Source organism: Vreelandella halophila (assembly GCF_009856365.1).
Classification (GTDB): domain Bacteria; phylum Pseudomonadota; class Gammaproteobacteria; order Pseudomonadales; family Oleiphilaceae; genus Halospina; species Halospina utahensis_B.
The window spans coordinates 18,075-36,935 of sequence record NZ_WMEX01000006.1 but is presented as its reverse complement, the minus strand read 5'-3'; the positions used below and the strand labels follow the sequence as shown (position 1 = coordinate 36,935).

General features: G+C 60.8%; 15 protein-coding genes and 1 tRNA gene. 3 read left to right on the top strand and 13 right to left on the bottom strand.

Annotated features, from left to right (window positions below):
• Positions 1-28: 28 nt before the first annotated feature.
• The 6 genes from GLW01_RS11415 to GLW01_RS11390 all read right to left on the bottom strand — a co-directional run bounded on the left by GLW01_RS11415 (position 29) and on the right by GLW01_RS11390 (position 5,715).
• Positions 29-625: a DUF2231 domain-containing protein gene (locus GLW01_RS11415; RefSeq protein ID WP_160899129.1), complete on the bottom strand. Its 597-nt coding sequence runs from the start codon at positions 623-625 to the stop codon at positions 29-31.
• A gap of 18 nt (positions 626-643) precedes the next feature.
• Positions 644-1,039 (bottom strand): hypothetical protein, encoded by a 396-nt coding sequence (locus GLW01_RS11410; RefSeq protein WP_160899128.1) that lies wholly within the window; start codon positions 1,037-1,039, stop codon positions 644-646.
• A 119-nt stretch (positions 1,040-1,158) separates the two neighbouring features.
• A complete protein-coding gene (locus GLW01_RS11405) occupies positions 1,159-2,499 on the bottom strand; it encodes a sensor histidine kinase (RefSeq protein WP_160899127.1) in 1,341 nt (446 codons plus the stop codon).
• Entirely contained in the window at positions 2,486-3,151 is a 666-nt protein-coding gene (locus GLW01_RS11400) for a response regulator transcription factor (RefSeq protein WP_160899126.1), read from the bottom strand. Before GLW01_RS11400 ends, GLW01_RS11405 begins: the two co-directional genes overlap by 14 nt.
• A gap of 9 nt (positions 3,152-3,160) precedes the next feature.
• On the bottom strand, positions 3,161-3,937 hold the full coding sequence (locus GLW01_RS11395) for a copper resistance protein B (RefSeq protein ID WP_160899125.1): 777 nt from the start codon (positions 3,935-3,937) through the stop codon (positions 3,161-3,163).
• Positions 3,938-3,960: 23 nt separating this feature from the next.
• The gene (locus GLW01_RS11390; protein ID WP_160899124.1) at positions 3,961-5,715 is read right to left on the bottom strand and encodes a copper resistance system multicopper oxidase; all 1,755 of its coding nucleotides are present in this window, start codon (positions 5,713-5,715) and stop codon (positions 3,961-3,963) included.
• A 176-nt stretch (positions 5,716-5,891) separates the two neighbouring features.
• Between GLW01_RS11390 and GLW01_RS11385 the strand changes: the two genes are divergently transcribed.
• The 3 genes from GLW01_RS11385 to GLW01_RS11375 all read left to right on the top strand — a co-directional run bounded on the left by GLW01_RS11385 (position 5,892) and on the right by GLW01_RS11375 (position 11,119).
• Positions 5,892-7,235, top strand: a complete 1,344-nt coding sequence (locus tag GLW01_RS11385; protein ID WP_160899123.1) for an APC family permease — start codon at positions 5,892-5,894, stop codon at positions 7,233-7,235.
• 14 nt (positions 7,236-7,249) lie between these two features.
• Positions 7,250-7,708, top strand: a complete 459-nt coding sequence (locus GLW01_RS11380) for an ATPase (protein WP_160899122.1) — start codon at positions 7,250-7,252, stop codon at positions 7,706-7,708.
• A gap of 234 nt (positions 7,709-7,942) precedes the next feature.
• Positions 7,943-11,119: a PAS domain S-box protein gene (locus tag GLW01_RS11375; protein ID WP_160899121.1), complete on the top strand. Its 3,177-nt coding sequence runs from the start codon at positions 7,943-7,945 to the stop codon at positions 11,117-11,119.
• Positions 11,120-11,140: 21 nt separating this feature from the next.
• Here the strand turns inward: GLW01_RS11375 and GLW01_RS11370 are convergent.
• From GLW01_RS11370 to flgG, 7 genes are all read right to left on the bottom strand, one after another.
• A tRNA-Leu gene (locus GLW01_RS11370) sits at positions 11,141-11,226 on the bottom strand.
• 64 nt (positions 11,227-11,290) lie between these two features.
• Complete coding sequence (flgL, locus tag GLW01_RS11365; RefSeq protein WP_160899120.1) at positions 11,291-12,511, bottom strand: flagellar hook-associated protein FlgL; 1,221 nt, start codon at positions 12,509-12,511, stop codon at positions 11,291-11,293.
• Positions 12,512-12,523: 12 nt separating this feature from the next.
• Positions 12,524-15,175, bottom strand: coding sequence for a flagellar hook-associated protein FlgK (gene flgK / locus GLW01_RS11360; protein ID WP_160899119.1), 2,652 nt, complete (start codon positions 15,173-15,175; stop codon positions 12,524-12,526).
• A 6-nt stretch (positions 15,176-15,181) separates the two neighbouring features.
• A complete protein-coding gene (gene flgJ / locus GLW01_RS11355; RefSeq protein WP_160899118.1) occupies positions 15,182-16,168 on the bottom strand; it encodes a flagellar assembly peptidoglycan hydrolase FlgJ in 987 nt (328 codons plus the stop codon).
• Positions 16,169-16,178: 10 nt separating this feature from the next.
• The gene (locus GLW01_RS11350; protein ID WP_160899117.1) at positions 16,179-17,273 is read right to left on the bottom strand and encodes a flagellar basal body P-ring protein FlgI; all 1,095 of its coding nucleotides are present in this window, start codon (positions 17,271-17,273) and stop codon (positions 16,179-16,181) included.
• Positions 17,274-17,296: 23 nt separating this feature from the next.
• Positions 17,297-17,983 carry a flagellar basal body L-ring protein FlgH gene (flgH, locus tag GLW01_RS11345; RefSeq protein ID WP_160899116.1) on the bottom strand — a complete coding sequence of 229 codons (687 nt, stop codon included), beginning with the start codon at positions 17,981-17,983 and terminating at the stop codon, positions 17,297-17,299.
• Positions 17,984-18,008: 25 nt separating this feature from the next.
• Positions 18,009-18,794 (bottom strand): flagellar basal-body rod protein FlgG, encoded by a 786-nt coding sequence (gene flgG, locus GLW01_RS11340; protein WP_151440611.1) that lies wholly within the window; start codon positions 18,792-18,794, stop codon positions 18,009-18,011.
• Positions 18,795-18,861 lie beyond the last annotated feature (67 nt).

The following is an 18,861-nucleotide window of genomic DNA, read 5'->3' as shown; positions in this document are numbered from 1 at the left end:
TTCCAGCCAAAAGAGAGACGCCGCGCGCTTAATGCGCGTGGTCATGCCCCTCATGACCTTCGGGTGCCGTCTTCTCAGCACCGCCGTGCTCTGACTCCTGCTGTTCAGGCTCGCCGGCTTCCCCAGCTCCTCCTTCAGAGGACTCCACGGAACGCTTAATTACTGGCTCCTGAACACTCTTGGGCAGACGCTCAACGCCAAGACCATGGCGATACACGTTTTCCGCCCCGAGATAACCCGTGACCCCAACCGCAGCGGTCCCCACGAGCATGACCACGGCAAGCAGCACGCCGGCACCCCGAGCACGATGGCGCTCAAGCCAGGCGAGCACAGCCGCCACTGCAAACACCGCGACCGTCACCCAGGCGGCGGTCATGTGCCGTTCCATGGCCTGGTGCCCCGGGCCATCATGGGCCACCGAGTTATAGGCCAGGTAACCCGTAAACAGCGTCGGCAGGAGAAGGAGGCTGCCAATGACCAGGTTCCAGCGTGCCGCAGCCGTCACATTCTCCCCAGCCCTGTCCTGAAGCACGAGGCCAAGCAGGAAAAAAGCCGTGGCCATGCTCAGCAGGGCAATCGGGAAATGCACCCAGATGGGATGCCAGTTGGGAACAATCTCGATCATCACAGCCCCCTGTGCCTCTCACTCTTCGAGCGACTCACGCTCCATCATCTGCTTCATCATGCCCTGCATCATCTGCATGTGCTGTTCCATGCGCTGCATGCGCTGCTCCATGGGCATTTCAGACTGACCATTACCGGCCCCCTTACCGCCCTGCATCATCTGCATGGTGCTTTGCATGCTGTTCATATGTTCGCGCATGAGTTCACGACGTTCCTCGGCATCCGTCGTTCCCCTGAGCTGATTCATCTTTTCGTGCATCCGCTGCATGTGCTCCTGCATCTGTTCGCCATGCATCATGCCCATGCCCGAACCATTGCCCATCATGCCGTCATGGCCATGCTTGTTGCCTTGCTGGGCGAACACGGGATTCACAGCCAATACCGTGAAAAGCGCCAACGCGATTATCTTTTTCATCCCTTACATCTCCTTTACTGGTTCTTATTGATCGTAACCAGGACCAACCCATGGTCCGACAACTTCCATCAAACCACAGAAAACTGATCTGAAACTGATTGCCCTCAAACGTTAAGCTATTACAGCGAAATTCTCTCGGGCAGGACGACCCGGGCACGGAAGCTGCCAGAGTCACTGAGGTCAAACACCACCCGGCCGTCGTACCGCCGGACAACATCCCTGACAATGGCAAGTCCCAGCCCATGTCCCGCGGCCTGCTCATCCAGGCGCTGACCACGTGCTCCAAGTGTCGCCAGTTGTTCCTGGGGTACCCCTGGGCCGTCGTCACTGGCTTCAATGACCAATCCCGTTTCATCCTCACGCAACGACAGGGTCACGCTTGAAGCGGCCCATTTCCCCGCGTTATCCAGGATATTCCCGAGGATCTCGTTGAGGTCGTATTCCTCAATCGGCCAGCGATGCTCGTCCGCCATAGCGGTTTCGAGCTCAAAGTCCTTCTCAGGATAGAGACGCCCCAGCATCCAGAGCAGTTCCCGCGCCTGGCTCACTGGCGCGGCGCCCTTGCCAGCCTGGGCGCCGGCAAAGCGGCTGCGGCGCATCTCGGTCTCGAGCTGACCGTCAATATCAGAGAGTCGCCGGGCCAGCTGCTGGCGCATATCCCAGTCCAGGGGCTGCTCGCGCTCCTCAAGAACCTGGCGGACGGCCGTAATGGGTGTCTTCACACTGTGAGACAGGTTAGCCAGTGCCTCCCGCGACCGGATCAGACGCTGATCAAGGGTGTCGAGGAGCTGGTTCAGCTGCCCCACAAGTGGCTGGAACTCGGCGGGCGTCTCAATATCGAGACGTTCCCGTTCGCCCTGCTGCAACTCTTTCAGCGCGGCCTGGAGCCTCGCCACAGAAGCCAGGGAAAGCCGGATCGCAATCCAGATCACCAGAACGAGCAGGCCCAGTAACACCGCGGAAACCACCGCCGTCCAGATGTGCAGTTCGCGCTGACTGGCCCCAAGCCGGGACAGGTCTTCGGCAACAACAATCACTGCCTCCCGACCCTGCCGCTCGAAGGTTTCACGGTAGGCAAGGTAATCAGAAATCTCTCCGTCGGCCCCGGTCCGCCGGATGAATCCAGTCCGGCTCTCTTCCAGAAGGGGGACCAGTAATGAGCTCCAGGAAGAAGGGCTGACGTATTGCCGGGAACCCACGCGCACTGCGAACGCATGGTGGAGCACCTGCTCGAAATACGCCCCGGTATTCAGCGCTTCCACGCTTCCATGGGCCTGATTGAGACGGTGCCTGAGAAACCCGACCTCTTCCCTGAGACGATCTTCCACAAAACTGTGCGCCATGCGCTCCAGCAGGGCGCCATGGATAACCCAGGCGGCCCCCATCAGGGCAATGGCAGCGGGGAGCAGTACAATCAGCAGGGTCCGCCGGATGGAGCGGTTGAGGTCAATCCATGGCATTGAACATATACCCCTGGCCACGGCGCGTCACAATGGCCTCCTGCCCCGCGAGCTTACGCAGTCGGCGGATATAGGCCTCAATCGCGTTGTGGCTCGGGCTTTCATCCAGATTATAGACCTGCTCCAGGAGCTTTTCCTTGGAAAACAGCTGGCCGGGCCGGCTCATCAGGCAGCGAAGCAGGCGGAATTCCGTCCCCGTCAGGGGGTGTTCCTCGCCATCCGGTGTCTCCAGGACCTGACGGTTCTCATCCAGCCGGAACCGGCCGGCGGCAATGACCGAATCCACCCGTCCCTCGCTGCGGCGGATCAGGGCATCCAGACGGGCCAGGAGCTCTTCCGTCTGGAAGGGTTTGGCCAGGTAGTCATCGGCACCGGCCTTGAGACCGCTCACCTTATCCTGCCAGTCACCGCGGGCAGTCAGGATCAGCACGGGCATGGTCACCCCATGCGAGCGCCACTTCCTGAGCACATCCAGACCATTGCCGTCGGGCAGTCCCAGATCCAGCACCACGACACGATAGTCCTCCTGCCTGCCAAGCTGGGACGCCCCCGACGCCGTGGCGATGCTGTCCACACTGAAGCCTGCCGCCGAAAGCTGGCGTTCCAGGCTTTCGGCAAGCAGGCTGTCATCCTCAACAAGCAGCAGTCTCATGGCATTCCTTCAGAACCACCAGCGCACACCGGCAACCAGGGATGTTTTCTCTGTATCCTCACCTTCGGCCCGGGTCAGCTCAGCCGTGTCGCCGTACTGATCCTGCCAGCGCACCCCGACATAGGGCGCAAACTCACGCGCCAGCTCATAGCGCAGACGCAGCCCCAGGGTGAGGCCGTTAACGCCCTCACCAACGCCGAACTCACGCACCTCGCTGAACGCGTAGCTGGTCTCCGCCCGGCCCTGCAGGATCACGCGCTGGGTGAAAAGCCAGTCGTACTCACCCTCGAATTCGGCGACCGCATCGCCATCCTCACTGACGCGCAGGCCGGTGTCCACCTCGAACCAGTAGGGAGCCAGCCCTTCAAAGCCGACAACGGCCGAAGCCCGGTCCCTGTCCGGCCCGGGCCCGAAGGTTGTCTGATACCCGAGGCCCGCCTTGGCTCGCCAGTAGGCACTGACTCCGTAGCCATACTGCACGTCGAAGCTTTCCACGTCGCCGCCATCGCCACCTGAGACCAGGGCTTCGCCCTCGGAGTCAACAATCAGGCGGTGCGTATCCCCGCCCCACCAGGCCTGCCCCTCCCAGGCAAAGACATCCTCATCGTCGCCGTCCTGATATTCAAAACGGTCCATCAGAAGCTGGCCATGGGTCACATCGTCGTGCACCGGCAGTGACCACTCCGGCTCTGCCTGCGGCCCCACGCCCTGCGCCAGAGCGCCTGTGGCCGGCACCAGCAGACCCAGGACCAGCAGGGCCGTATAACGAACCTGTTTGACCGCCATTGAAATCCTCCTGTTCGGCACACTCATTGAACGGACACCACGCGGAACATGCCCGCTTTCATGTGGTAGAGCAGGTGGCAGTGAAAGGCCCAGTCGCCTTTATGCTCCGGCGTGATCTGCGCCGAGATCATTTCCCCGGGCTTGACCAGCAGTGTGTGCTTGCGCGGCCGATAGCCGTCGTTCCCCGTCTCCAGTTCCATCCACATGCCGTGGAGATGAATGGGGTGATCCATCATGGTGTCGTTGACCAGGATCAGGCGCAGGCGCTCGCCGTAACCGAACGGAATGGGGCCATCGACCTCCGAGAACTTCTCGCCGTCAAAGGACCACATGTAACGCTCCATATTGCCGGTCAGGTGCAGTTCCACCTCGCGCTGGGGTTCACGCTCATCCGGCCAGGCGTGCAGCCCCCGGAGCTGGTCATAGGTCAACACCCTGTGCTCCACGTGTTCAAAGCCCACGCCGGGGTCATCGAGTCTCGGTCCCGGGTTCATTGCCACCATAGCGGCACCGGCGCCGTGGTTGTCCGGGCCATGCGAGATCTGGCGGTCCGCCACCGGAGGCTGGTCCCCGTTGCCATGCATCATCCCGTCCATGGAACCGTGATCCATGGCGCCATCACTGCCATGATCCGCCATGCCCATGGCTGCCATGCCACGCTCGGTACGCGGATAGAGTTCCGGTACCGGCGCCGTCATGCCCTCACGCACGGCCAGGGTGCCACGAGTGAATCCGGAGCGGTCCTGGGACTGGGCGAACAGGGTATAGGCTTCGTCCTGCGGCTCGATGATGACATCGTAGGTCTCAGCCACACCGATGCGGAACTCATCCGTCTCCACGGGCTCGACCTTCTGGCCATCCGCCTCGACAACCGTCATCGGGAGCCCGGGAATGCGCACATCGAAAATGGACATGGCCGAGGCGTTGATCACGCGCAGACGTACCTTCTCGCCCGGCTCAAACAGACCGGTCCAGTTGTCATCCGGCGACATGCCATTCATCAGGTAGGTGTACTCGGCGCCGGTCACATCCAGTATGTCCCGGGGTGTCATGCGCATGCGGCCCCACATGCCAGCCTTCTCCCAGGCAGCACTCCACCCCATGGTCGCGACGTCCTCGAAGAAATCGGAAACCGTGCGCCGATTGTAGTTGTAATAGCCTTCCGCCACCTTCAGGTTGCGCATGACCTCCGACGGGTCATTGAAGGTCCAGTCGGAGAGGACAACGGCATACTCCCGGTCGTATTCGAACGGCTCCGGTTCCTCCGGGTCCACGATCAGCGGCCCGTAGTGGCCCAGCTGCTCCTGCAAGCCGGAATGGCTGTGGTACCAGTAGGTACCGCTCTGGCGTACGGGGTAGCGGTATTCAAAGGTCTCGCCCGGGGCAATCCCCGGGAAGCTCACGCCCGGCACCCCATCCATCTCGAACGGCAGCAGGATGCCGTGCCAGTGGATGGAGGTGGGCTCGTCAAGCCGGTTGGTCACACGGAGCACCGCTTCGCGGCCCTCGCGCAGCCGGATCAACGGCGCCGGTACCGAACCATTCACCGTGATCGGCTGCACGCTCCGGCGGCCATCGATGGTCAGCGGGGTGCGATCAATGGTCAGCTCATAGATGTCCGAGTTGCCCTCTGTACGTCGTGTCAGCTCCCGGTTACCGGTCAGGCCCAGGGCATAGCCCGGCAGGAGGCTGCCAAGCCCAAGCATCAGGCCCATTGTGGAGCCCGTTCTGAGAATGTCACGGCGCGACAGGGGGCGTGGCTTCTGGTGGTTGCTCATGCTCAAACTCCCTCAATCTCCGGATCGTCGGCCCGGTCGACGAGAATGGAAGCATGAGCCTGGCACAAAAAGCTGACATGAAACTGACGGCCCGCAAAACGGCTCTGTCAGCCCCGGTTCAGCTTCTGTCATTATGGTCAGCAGGATAGTGTTCATACGCCGACCAGGGAGATTCCATGCCATCAGACCATGACCGAACCCCCAGGTACGCCCGGAACAGCCTGACACTGCCCGGCGCCGTGATGCTCGGCACCGGTGTAATGATCGGAGCCGGCATATTCGCGCTCACCGGCCAGATGGCGGAGATGACGGGCACCCTGTTCCCTCTTGCTTTCCTGTCGGCTGCCGTGATCGTGGCGTTCAGCGCCTACTCCTACATCAAGATGTCCAATACCTACCCCTCGGCCGGGGGGATCGGCATGTATCTGCACAAGGCCTATGGCAGCACCCTGCCCACGGCATTCAATGCCCTGCTGATGTACTTCTCGATGGTCATCGCCCAGAGTTTCCTGGCCCGGACATTCGGTGCCTATACCCTCCAGCTGTTCGAGATCGGCGACCAGAGCCAGCTGGTGCCGCTGCTGGGTGTCGGACTGCTCCTGCTGGCCTTTCTTATCAACCTGTCGGGGAATCGCCTGATTGAGGGCACGGCATCGGCCATCGGGGTGATCAAGATCGGCGGGATCATTGTGTTTGGACTCGTCGGCGTTGCACTCGCGGACAGCATCGCGGTGGACTTTGCGCGCTCCGAGCCACAACCGACCTACGCCGGCTTCCTGGGCGCCACTGCACTGGGCATACTTGCCTTCAAGGGCTTCACCACCATCACCAACAGTGGCTCCGAGCTCACGGACCCCCACCGCAATGTGGGCCGCGCCATCATCATTTCCATAGCGCTCTGTGTCGTGATCTACACGCTGGTGGGCTTCGCGGTGGCAAGCAACCTGTCACTGACCGCGATCATCGAGACCCGGAACTATTCCCTGGCCGCGGCCGCCCGGCCAGCACTCGGTGACTACGGCCTCTGGTTCACGGTCATCCTGGCGATGACGGCTACTGCCGGCGGCATCATCGCGAGCATTTTCGCCGTCTCGCGCATGCTTGCCATGCTCACCGAAATGAAGCTCGTTCCCCACAGCCATTTCGGAATGCCGGGCGACATCCAGAAGCATACCCTGGTCTATACCGTGGTTCTGGGCCTGATCCTGACCGCGTTTTTTGATCTGACCAGAATCGCCGCGCTGGGCATCATTTTCTATCTGATCATGGACATCGCCATTCACTGGGGCGTGCTGCGCTACCTCAGGCATACGGTCGGCGCCCATCCCGCCATCCTGGTGACGGCCATCCTGCTTGATGTCATAGTCCTGGGTGGTTTTATCTGGGTTAAGATCACCAGTGACCCCATTGTCATTGGCGTGGCGGCGCTGGCCATGGTTGTCATACTGTTCGTGGAGAGTGTCTTTCTCGCCAACAACCCTGTGCACTCCGGGAACAGCCACCATCATCACGGTAACTGAGCAAGGAGCATCCTATGGAACTCAAGACCTTCAAAGACCTGATCGACTGGACCCGCACCCTCCACCACCACATGGCCGCGTGCCTGGCACACTGCGCCAGCGAGCACCAGGAAGAGCGTGCGCGGATACTGCTCGACTACCTCGCAACCCATGAGACAGAACTGGAGAAACTGGTTACAGACTTTGAGAGGGAAGGTGACGCCCGGGCCCTGAAGACCTGGATCTATGACTTCCTCTCCCACAAACCGATCGAGACGCACCGGACCTGTGATCTCCCCTACACCCGTATGGGATTCGATGACATCTGCCACGAGATCTTTGACTTCCACGACCAGATCATCGATCTCTACCAGAACCTTAAGGATCGTGCCGAGATTCCAGAGGCCCGGGATATGGTGGAGAACCTGCTGAACCTGGAACGTCACGAAGCCATGCGGATCGCGCGGGAAATCGGACGCATGCAGGACGTCTGAACCGTGGGCCGGTCCCTGCCATTTACCAAGGGACCGGCCGCTAACCGGAAACCAGCCCGACGGAATCGGATGGCGGGACGCTGGGCCTCGAGAAAACTGACCACACGTCTTCATCCCGCCTGTGCTGCTGGGCCGTCCCGCCAAATAAAGGTGGCAGACTCTCGCCGGATTACCCACACTGAATAACAATCCTCTCTGAGACCGGCCTGGCAGCATAAGGACCCTTTCGACCTCATGACCGGCAAACACTTCCAATCTGCACCGTTACCCCACGACGAGCCAGGACGTGTACAGGCACTGGCCAGGCTTGAAAGTCTGGATGCGCCCCCGGACCACGAATTCGATGACCTGGTGCATATCGCTGCCCAGCTCTGTGACACACCAATTGCGCTGGTGTCGCTGGTGGATGCCGACCGACAATGGTTCAGAGCGTCCTGTGGCCTGGACGAGCGGCAAACCGGTCGGGAGGAGTCTTTCTGTGCCCACGCCATTCACAGCGTCGAGGTTCTGGAGGTGTGCGACACACAGAAAGATGACCGTTTCGCCGACAACCCCCTGGTGACCGGCCCTCCGGGTATTCGCTATTACGCAGGCGCGCCACTTGTGGGCCAGAGTGGGCATGCTTACGGAACCCTATGCGTAATTGACACCCGCCCCCGCGACAAGCTGAGCGACGGACAGCAAGACAGTCTCCAGCGTCTGGCCCGATTAACTGTCGAGCGCCTTGAAGAATGGGTCAGAAAGCAGCAAGCCGATATCAACGCACGCACACTTTCCGTCCTGCTTGACTCGATGCCGGACGCCACAGTGTCATGCGACCGTGAGGGCAATCTGGCCCAGTTCAACAGTAAGGCGCGTGAGTGGCACGGGGTGGACCCTCGCGCCCTTCCCGCGGAGCAGTGGTCAGAGCATTTCAACCTGTACGAGCCGGATGGCGAAACGCCACTGGCGACAGAACACATTCCCCTGTTGCGCGCTTGGCGAGGGGAGCAGGTTCGCAACGCTGAGATCGTGATTCAAGCACATGATCAGGCACCACGCGTCGTGCTCTGTAATGGTGAGCGCCTGGAACACGACTCTGGCGGATCGCTTGGCGCAGTCGTCACCATGAGCGATATCACATCTCTCCGCCACGCCTATAGCGACCTGAACAGGACCCGAGCTTATCCTCAGTCAGTAATTGATGCCTCTGTTAATGTTGCCATCATCGCAACCAACCCTCAGGGCCTGATCACGCTTTTTAACCCCGGAGCGGAAACGCTCCTCGGCTATCAGGCTGAAAAGCTGGTCAACCTTCATACACCCGCGCTGTTTCACTTGGCTTCCGAAATAGAGCAGCGCGGCGACAGGCTGAGAGAAGAATTCGGCGAGCCATTCCAGGGCTTTGATGTTTTCGTTGAGAAAGCGCGCCAAGGCACGCCTGAGACGCTGACATGGACCTACGTACGCAAGGATGGCCAGCACCGCCAGGTGCAGCTGGCTGTGAGTGCGATGCGGGATGACGCCGGGACGATCAATGGCTTTCTAGGGATGGCCGTAGACATTACAGAACGTTTACGCGCTGAAAAGGAAGCTCGACTCGCCAAAGACAGGTTCAGCGAGGCGTTCAACTCGGCTGCACTGGGCATGGCACTGGTCTCTCTCGAAGGGGGGTGGCTCGATGTGAATGAGGCCATACCCACCTTGTTTGGCTACTCCCGCGAGGAAATCCTGAAGACCGATTTCCAGAGCCTGACCCACCCGGACGACCTGGATACCGATCTGGCTCTGCTTAAGGACCTGCTTGCCGGCCGGATCAGTCATTACCAGATGAAGAAGCGGTATTACCGGCAGGACGGCAGCATTATGCATGCCCTACTGTCGGTGGGACTCGTGACCAACGACAACGGTGAACCGCTGCATTTTGTGTCCCAGATTCAGGATGTCTCGAGCGAGCACCACGCTATCGAGGAACTGGAGGCCAATCGGCAATTCCTTCAGCAACTCTTCGACTCCCTCGTTGACGCCGTTCTCGTACTCGATTCAGACACCACGATCATCACTCACAACCGTGCCGCCACTGAGCTGCTTGAGCTACCGACCGATGCCATCGGTTCCCGTTTAAGCTCACGCCTGCCGGAGCTGACCGAACGTTTGGCCACGGAAGAGGCTGCCCCCTGCGAGGAGCGCTCCAACGAATCGCTTCTGGCTCGGTGGAACACCTCGCTCGCCATCCCCGGCAAAGCTTCTACCCCTCTGGAGCTGAGCCTGTCACGCACGCACGGCCAATATGATCCGTTACATCGCTGGGTTCTGGTGGCCAGGGATCTCACCGAAAACCAACGCAACGAACAGCTTAAGAACGAGTTCGTTTCGACAATAAGCCATGAACTGCGTACGCCGCTTGCTGCAATCTCCGGCTCGCTGAGGCTGATCACTGGCGGTGCGGTAGGCGAAGTGCCTGCACGTATGGAGAAAATGCTGAGGATCGCCGAACAGAATAGCCATCGGCTTATTCAACTGGTCAACGACCTTCTTGATCTGAATAGACTCGCCGCCGGTGAAATGGATTTGAGTTTTCAGGACGTCGAGCTTGCACCCCTCATCGATCAGGCTATCGAACAGATGCAGAGCTTCGCCGAGCCCTATGAAGTGATACTCAAACGCACCGGTTCGTCAGACGGCCAGGTTTGCGTTGATCCGCGCCGTCTCCAGCAAATATTGGCCAACCTGATATCCAACGCATGCAAACATTCGCCGCGTGGCGCAGGGGTCACGATTCACTGTGAGTCCAGTGCCGAAGGTAGAGCCCTGGTCAGCGTTATTGACCAGGGTCCCGGGATTCCAGAGTCATTTCGCAGCCGCATTTTCGAGCGCTTTGCTCAGGCAGACGCCTCGGACTCCCGCGCAAAGGGAGGCACTGGATTGGGCCTGGCCGTGACGCGGGAGCTGGTCGAACGCATGGGTGGCATCATCGGCTTTGAGTCCCGTGAGGGCGAAGGTGCAAGGTTCTGGTTTCGCTTTCCTCGTGCCATGCCAGAGCCAATTAAGCCTCACGGCAAAGCGCGCATACTGCATGTAGAGGATGACACCGATCTGGCAACGGTCGTCGCTGCTCAGCTTGAGCCCTGGAGCCGGGTAGAGCGGGCCGTCTCACTGCGTCAGGCACACGAGTGTCTGAGGCAGGCCTCATACGACCTCATACTGTTGGATCTGAAACTGGACGACGGCAGCGGGATCGAATTATGGGAATCACTCCACCGCGCCCAACCCGAGGTACCTGTGATGATTCTCTCCGGCTACGAAGTGCCACGCAGAATCGCCTCCCGCGTCGCGGCTGTCGTGAACAAAGCATCCGTGACACCCGGCGAAATCGAGAAACGGGCCGTTGAGTTGATTAAATCAGTGCAGGAAAAACCACAGACTGACTGAGCCGTCAGCGAGAGGGGAAGATGGTCCGGGAGGTGGGACTCGAACCCACAAGGCACAAGGCCACTCGATTTTGAGTCGAGCGCGTCTACCAGTTCCGCCACTCCCGGCAAGGCTGGTTCACTGCGGTGGGCAGTGACCGCCGGATTATACGCGCGGTCTGCGCCGCGTCAATCACAGCGCATCGAACAGCGACAGACGTGAGATCCGGGCGAACGACTGCTGGGCCGCCTGGAGCGTGAAGTTCTGCTGGGTCAGACGGCTGATGGCCTCGGCATAATCCACATCTTCCAGGTCTGACAGGGTCTCCTGGGCCAGAAGATCGCTGTCCTTCAGGAACTCTTTGGTGCTTTCCACGGTATTCAGGCGTGTACCCACGCCGGCCTGGATTTCCGTGGCCCGGTCCTCGGCGTTCTGCAGGTTGGCCAGACCCTGGTCGATGGTATCCTCAAGCGCTTCGCGCCCTTCCGGGGTATTGGGGTGTGTCTCAAGCCCCTCGATCATCTTCTCCATGGTGCCGAAGATGCTCTGCTGGTCGCCACTGGTCACCGTAAAGCTATCATCCTTTTTCGGCTCACCGCTGACCTCAAACCGCATTCCATTCACTTCGATGGGATTGCCGCTCACATAATCCTCACCCGAAATGAACTCCTCACCCGTTCTCTGGGATTTGACGGTGTATTCGGTGTTCCCGCTAACCTCGTCGAAAGTAACCACCAGGTCGTCTGGGTAGAATTGCTCGAACTCCTCCCGGTCGGTTACAACGCCGCTGCTGATCCGGCCGCTGCCCTCGTTATTCTGGGCCGCACGGGTATTGAACGTGGGCCGGTCGCTGGGAATGGCCTCGAACGTCTCCCGGCCATTGTCGTTCACCTTGATCGTGACCCCGTCATCGATCTGCACTGAACGCTCGCCGGAATCGCCCCGGTACTCAATGTTGCCGGACACATCCTCGCCAAACGGCTTTTCCCCGCCCTGGAAACCGGCAAACAGGAACTCGCCTTCCGGGCCCTGGGTGTTGGCCAGGCTGACCATCTGCCCCTTCACCTGCCGCAGCTCCTGGGCGATGGACTCACGATCCGACTCACTCAGAGAACCACTGCCCGCCTGGACCATCAGTTCGCGGGTACGCGCCAGCGCATCCGTATAGCTGGAGAGCGTCCCGTCCTCCCGTTCCAGCCGGGTCTGTGTCATGTCCAGAGTATCCTGGTACTGCTCGCTGCGCGCCAGGTCATCCTTGAGCTGAACGATACGGGTGGACGCCACCGGGTCATCAGAGGGGCTGAGCACCTCCTTGCCAGTGGCCACCTGCTCCTGGGTACGCGCCTGCTGGGCGTTAAGGTTCTGGAACTGCTGGATCCCCTGGTTGAAGATCTGGCTGGTGGAAACACGCATGATCCGCCTCCCTTAGTTGAAGGTGCCGAGCAGGGTATTGAACAGGTCCCGGGCTACCGAGACCACCTGCGATGAGGCGCTGTAGGCGTTCTGGAACTGGATGAGCCTGCCGGCTTCTTCGTCCAGATTAACGCCGGACTGCTCCTCCCACTGTTTCTGGGACTGCTCCATGAGCGTCCCCGCTGCTTCCTTGTCCACCTGGGCAGTCTGGGTGCGCGAGCCCACATCCTCGACCACGGAACCATAGGCGTCCGTGAAGCTGAAATTGCCGTTATCGAGGTAATTCTTGGCGTTCAGGTCGCCCAGCGCCAGGCCGTTACGGTTATCCGAGGTGCCACCCTCGTTGGTTTCAAGGCGGAAGCTGTCACCGGCCTCCGGGTTGCCGCTGAGTTCGAACTGGAAGCCTTTGTAGGCGGGCTCACTGCTGGGGGCCTGGTCGAAGACTCCATCATTATCGGCGGTCAGACGCACACCATCGGCGAGGGTTGTATCCACATAGCCCCCGACAGTTGCTTCCGCGCCATCTGCAGGTAGATTAACCGTCGCGCCTGTGGTGCCGGATTCATAAGGATCAGGCTTCTCTATCGCAACCCCGCCCCCAGTACCCTGATCATCAAACCCAACGTTGATATCCGCACCCGTGTTTGAGCGAAGCTTTATTGATGAACCATCGTTGATTACATCCAGATCCAGCGAGGCAAAGTCATTGTTGTTATTGATCGCATCTTCCACGGAATCGGAATTGAGTGGACCATCGATATCAAGCGTCACACCGTTGATGTCGATCTCTGCATCTGAGCCAGAAAACGTCAGACGTGCTTCCGTGTAAGCGGTTGCCTGGACGCCTGAGCGACCACTGAGTTTATCCGCAATGGACTGGGCCGATTCGTCAGAATTGATGTCGAGCGGTGGCTGTGTGGAAACCACACCGGTTTCCGGATCCCGGGTCCGGATTTCCAGCGTCTGCCCGGTATAGCCATTGTCCGTCCCGACCTGTGGACCCACACCCTGGGGCCCGGATGCTGTCACAACCCGCGCCCCCGGATCTCCGCTGAACACCGTATTCGTCTTCCCGGGCTCAAACCGCACATTGTTCATGGGCGGATCCAGTGGCTTGGGGTTGGCAGGGTCGGAAACGTCCACCACCTCATAGCGGTTCTCCGAAAGGAACCGGATCTCCATGGGCGGATCAAGGTTGCCGTTCTCGTCCAGGGCATCCAGCCGGCGGCCGGTCTCCGGATCGCGGATGTTGAGCATGGTTCCCTGGGTGATCTGCCCGGTCCCCTGGTTGCCACTGCTGGCCTCGGCGCGGATGGGGGCTGCCAGGGCGATCTGTTCACCGGCCACAATTTCCGTCGCCATATCCCGGGCGCCATTGTAGGTGGGCCGGATGGTGAACTCATCGCCCTGCTGGAAATCGCCGGATTCCAGCTCGATCTCAAAGCCTTCCATGGAGATGGTCGAGGGCCGGCTGTCACTGATGCTGCCGGTTTTCACCAGTTCCCCGCTGGTGGCGTCGCGGATGCGGTACTGCTGATCGTCCGGGCCGGTGAATTCCAGTGTGTAGGAGCGGGTATCCAGCTTGCTGCTGTCGGTGATGTTTACACGGGCCTGCCGGTTACCGCTTTCGGCGGTTTCAGCGGACGGCGTGATCCGCCCACGGGCCAGGCTTTCCGAGTTGATATCGCGAAAGAAGTTGCCCCCCAGGTTGCCATTAAGATCCTGGCCCAGCTGGTGCTGCTCGTTCATGCGCTCGGACAACCCAATGGCGATCCGCCCGATCCCATTCAGGGTCGGCTCCAGGATCTCGTCCCGGAAGGTCAGGTTGCCACCCAAGGCACCACCCGTGATCTCATGGGTGATGGCCCGATCGCGACCAACGCCCTCCAGCAGCACTTCCCGACGGCCCGCCTGCTCGGTGCTGCCGGAAAGGCGCAGCGTGGCGCTGTTGCCCTTGCTGACAATGCCCTGGCCCTTGCCGATGCTCACATCAACGGTGCCGTCGTTGTTCTCATTGGTCTGGACCTGCACCAGCTCCGAAAGCTGCCGCAGCTTCTCGTCCCGCTTGTCCAGAAGCTCGTTGGCATCGCGCCCACTGGCACGCCCCGGTGACTCCGCGATCTTGAGATTGAGCTCCGCGATACCATCCGCTAGCGAGTTGATCTCGTTCAGATTCGCGGAAATGCGGTCATCCACGGTCTGCTCTCGGGAACGCAGCTGACTGTCCACGGACTTGAACCGTGCCACCAGGTTATCGGCCTGATTCAGCGCCTGCTCGCGCAGCGAGCTGGAGGCCGGGCTCTCTGCTGCATCCTGGAGGGTGCCGAAGAACTGGGTCAGGGCCTGGTTAAGGCCGGTTTTCTCGTTCCCCAGGAGATCGTCCATGCCATTCAGGTTCTCGACCAGGGCAGTCTGTTCCGAATGAAGGGTGGTGTCTGAACGCAGCTGGGTATTGATGAATTCATCGTTGAGGCGCTGTATGTCGGCAACGTTAACGCCCTGTCCAATGTAACCACTCCCTGTAGCCTGGGAGGGATTGGAGACGAAATCCGCCCGCTGCCGGCTGTAGCCGGGCGTATTGGCGTTGGTGATGTTGTTACTGGTGGTCTCCAGTGCCTTCTGGTTGGACAGGATCCCGGTCAGGCCCGTATTCAGCAGACTCATGGCAGCTTACTCCCCTTCCGTCCCGTCATCGATCACGGCGCCCAGCGTGGGCCGCTCCATGATGTTCTGGATCTTGTCGGCATAGGCTGGGTCCGTGGCGTAACCGGCATCCTGGAGCGCCTGGGCGAAGGCCTGCGGGTCATCCGCCTGCTGCAGTACCTTCTGGTAGCGCGGGTTCTCGTTCAGGAAGCTGGCGTAGTCCTCGAAGCTGCTGGTGTAATCCGGGTAGGCGCGGAAATCCGCCTTCTCCTTCAGCGGCAGCCCATCCCGGTATTCGGTGGTGGTGATCTCGACCTTATCCCCGTTCCAGCGCTCATCCGCCTTGATGCCGAACAGGTTGCGACTGGGTTCCTGCTCACCGCCGATCATGTTGCGCCCCCAGCCGGTTTCCAGCGCGGCCTGCGCGATCATCACCTGCGCCGGCACACCGGTCTGCTCACTGACATCACGGGCAATGGGGCTGAGCTCCTGAACAAAGTGCTCCGGCCCCTTAAACTGTTCCGGCAGCTCGTTGCCGCTGCCCGCAGCAGAGTCAGAGCTGGCATTACCCTCTTCCGGCATCATCTGGCGGACCTCGTCCACACGCTCCGCCAGCTGCGGATCCGGAGCCGGCATCTGGCGGCTGTAATCAGTTATGCTCGTCCTTGCGTCCGGGCGGTCAGCGCCCTGTTCTCCTCCGCCCAGCTGGCGCACCAGCTGATCGGCGATGCCGATGCTGCGCTCCTGGGTCAGGCTCAGGGTTAGCTGCTTGTCGAACATGTCCTGGTACTGCTCGGTCTCCTGGCTGTTCAGGTAGTTGCCCTCGCTGAACACCTCGTTGGCCGAACGCATGGACTTCATCATCTGCTGCAGGAACAGGGCCTCAAACTGCTTGGCAACCTTTTCGAGCGCCTGATCACGATCGGTATCGGCCAGCCGCTTGAGATCGCTCATGGCGCTCATGTCGGTGTAGATATGCGCGTCGCTGGTACCGCCTGCAGATGACTGGATCATGGCTTCAACCTCAGATAACGATCAGTTCCGCCCGCAGCGCGCCGGACTGTTTGAGAGCCTCGAGCACCGCCATGATGTCGCCGGGTGCTGCGCCCACCTGGTTCACGGACTGCACGATCTCGTTCAGAGTGACCGCCGGCCCGAACTTGAACATGCGGGCTTCCTCCTGCTCGATGGCCACATCCGTCTGCGGAACAACGACCGGGTCGCCCTCGCCGAAAAGGCCCGGGGCCACCGCTTCCGGGTTCTCGGTAATAGTCACGCTGAGATTGCCGTGCGTGACCGCTGCCGGGCTCACCTTGACGTTCTGACCCACCACGATGGTGCCGGTGCGTGAGTTGATCACCACCTTGGCGGCTTCCTCCGCCGGCGAGACCTCAATGTTCTCCACGATGGAGAGGAAGCTGACGCGCTGTGAGGCATCCCGGGGCGCCCGCACCCGCACGGACGAGGCATTCTTCGCATACGCCGTCTCCGCGCCGAGCTTGTTGTTGATCGCCTCAACCACCCGGCGCGCCGTGGTGAAATCCGGATTACGCAGGTTCAGGGTGATGGTGTCCCCTTCCGAAAAGGCGGTAGGTACGCGGCGTTCAACGGTCGCGCCCTGGGGAATACGCCCGACACTGGGAATGTTCACGGAAATCGAAGAGCCGTCCTGACCCTCGGCGCCGAAGCCCCCGACCACGAGACTTCCCTGGGCCATGGCATAGGTCTTTCCGTCCGCCCCCTGCAGCGGTGTCATCAGAAGCGTGCCGCCGCGCAGGCTGTCCGCATCGCCCACCGAGGAGACGGTGACGTCAATTTCCTGGCCGGGGCTGGCAAAGGGCTGCAGATCCGCCGTGACCATGACGGCCGCGACGTTGTCCGCACCGGGGTCAACGCCCGGCGGAATAGTGATGCCGAACTGATCCATCATGTTGCGCAGGCTCTGGTTCGTGAACGGCGCTCCATCCCCGCTGCCATCAAGTCCCACCACCAGGCCGTAACCGACCAGCTGGTTGTCGCGCACGCCCTTGACCGAGGTCAGATCCTTGAGCCGGTCGGCCTGGACCGGTGTGGCGACCATCACTGCCAGCATCAATACCGCGGCAATCCGGTTCCACATGGCAAACCCTCCTGTACGAAACCTCAAAGCGGCCACCATTCACTGTTGAAGAAGCGGGTCAGCCAGCCCATGCGGTTGGCCTGATCAAAGTCGCCGGTCCCGCCATAGGAAATCCGCGCGTCCGCGATCCGGCGGGAACTCACCCGGTTATCCGAACCGATGTCCTGCTGGCGGATGAGACCGGACACCCGCACGTATTCCTTGCCCTGGGTCAGCTCCAGCCATTTCTCACCGCGCACCCGCAACACACCATTGGGCATGACCTCCACCACGGTGACCGTGATGCTGCCAGTGATCTGGTTGCTCTGATCCGCCTCGGCCTCGCCGTCGAACTGCCGGTCCTGCCCCACATCGGTCCCGATATCCAAACCGGTCTGACCCAGCACCGATGGCGCTTCAAGGCCTGTTTCACTGTCCTTCGCGATGCTCGTGTTGGATGTCTTGGAGGCCGATGTGCTTTCCTGTAGCTGCACCGTCACAACATCCCCGACATTCAGCGCCTTGCTGTCGCTGAACAGGTTATGCCTGCGGGAGTTCTGGTAAATGGAGCCGTTGACCGGCTGATCCGCCATCATGGCCTCTGGCTCCACCGGCGCGAACGCGGGATCACCTGGCTTGGCCCGCTCACGGGTCATCGCCTGGCAGCCCGCCAGCGTCACCATCAGGATCAGCAACGCGGCCCTTTTGAGCAGTATGGACGGCTTGGTCATAACGGTTCTCCCCCTACCCGAGGCGTTACAGGTTCTGGGTAATGAACTGGAGCATCTGATCCGAGGAGGACACGACCTTGGAGTTCATCTCGTAGGCCCGCTGGGTGGTGATCATGTTCACCATTTCCTCGACCACCTCCACATTGGAGCCCTCCAGCATGCCCTGCTCGATGGTGCCGATGCCGTCAATGCCGGCCTCCCCGATCAACGGGTCCCCGCTGGCCGCGGTCTCCTGATAGAGGTTGCTGCCTATGGCCTGAAGCCCCTGGGGGTTCACGAAATCCGCCAGCTCGATCTGGCCCAGCTGCTGCGGTTCCGGCTCGTTGGCAATCTTGGCGCTGACAGTGCCGTCACGTCCGATGGTCACGGAAGTGGCATCTTCGGGAACGTTGATGTTGGGTTCCAGCGGGTTGCCGTTGGGCGTGACAATATCGCCCTCGGAATTGAGCTGGAATTCACCATTGCGGGTGTAGGCGATCTCACCATCCGGCTTGAGCACCTGGAAGAAGCCATCGCCGTCAATGGCCAGGTCCAGGGACTGGTCCGTGACCTTCATGTCCCCCTGGGTATGCTCCTTGCTGGTGGCCGCAACGCGTACACCAGTACCCAGCTGCAGCCCGGAAGGCAATTCCGTATTCTGGGAAGACAGGCCGCCGGGCTGGCGCTCCGTCTGGTACATCAGATCCTGGAAATTGGCCCGGTCACGCTTGAATCCGGTGGTATTGACGTTCGCCAGGTTGTTGGAGATGGTGCTCAGCTGCTTGTCCTGAGCGGCGAGGCCGGTCTTGCTGACCCAAAGTGCTGGATGCATTGTTCTGTCCTCCGATCGCGTGGGTGAGGCGCCCTTCCGGGCGGGCGGCATCGGGTTGCCGCTTTTC

Bases quoted from the DNA above. Each gene is read 5' to 3' on its own strand.
- GLW01_RS11390 (WP_160899124.1), bottom strand. From the start codon at position 5,715: ATGAGCAACCACCAGAAGCCACGCCCCCTGTCGCGCCGTGACATTCTC.
- flgG (WP_151440611.1), bottom strand. From the start codon at position 18,794: ATGCATCCAGCACTTTGGGTCAGCAAGACCGGCCTCGCCGCTCAGGAC.
- flgJ (WP_160899118.1), bottom strand. From the start codon at position 16,168: ATGATCCAGTCATCTGCAGGCGGTACCAGCGACGCGCATATCTACACC.
- flgL (WP_160899120.1), bottom strand. From the start codon at position 12,511: ATGCGTGTTTCCACCAGCCAGATCTTCAACCAGGGGATCCAGCAGTTC.
- GLW01_RS11385 (WP_160899123.1), top strand. From the start codon at position 5,892: ATGCCATCAGACCATGACCGAACCCCCAGGTACGCCCGGAACAGCCTG.
- GLW01_RS11380 (WP_160899122.1), top strand. From the start codon at position 7,250: ATGGAACTCAAGACCTTCAAAGACCTGATCGACTGGACCCGCACCCTC.
- GLW01_RS11405 (WP_160899127.1), bottom strand. From the start codon at position 2,499: ATGCCATGGATTGACCTCAACCGCTCCATCCGGCGGACCCTGCTGATT.
- flgK (WP_160899119.1), bottom strand. From the start codon at position 15,175: ATGAGTCTGCTGAATACGGGCCTGACCGGGATCCTGTCCAACCAGAAG.
- GLW01_RS11415 (WP_160899129.1), bottom strand. From the start codon at position 625: ATGATCGAGATTGTTCCCAACTGGCATCCCATCTGGGTGCATTTCCCG.
- GLW01_RS11400 (WP_160899126.1), bottom strand. From the start codon at position 3,151: ATGAGACTGCTGCTTGTTGAGGATGACAGCCTGCTTGCCGAAAGCCTG.
- GLW01_RS11395 (WP_160899125.1), bottom strand. From the start codon at position 3,937: ATGGCGGTCAAACAGGTTCGTTATACGGCCCTGCTGGTCCTGGGTCTG.
- GLW01_RS11375 (WP_160899121.1), top strand. From the start codon at position 7,943: ATGACCGGCAAACACTTCCAATCTGCACCGTTACCCCACGACGAGCCA.
- GLW01_RS11410 (WP_160899128.1), bottom strand. From the start codon at position 1,039: ATGAAAAAGATAATCGCGTTGGCGCTTTTCACGGTATTGGCTGTGAAT.
- flgH (WP_160899116.1), bottom strand. From the start codon at position 17,983: ATGACCAAGCCGTCCATACTGCTCAAAAGGGCCGCGTTGCTGATCCTG.
- GLW01_RS11350 (WP_160899117.1), bottom strand. From the start codon at position 17,273: ATGTGGAACCGGATTGCCGCGGTATTGATGCTGGCAGTGATGGTCGCC.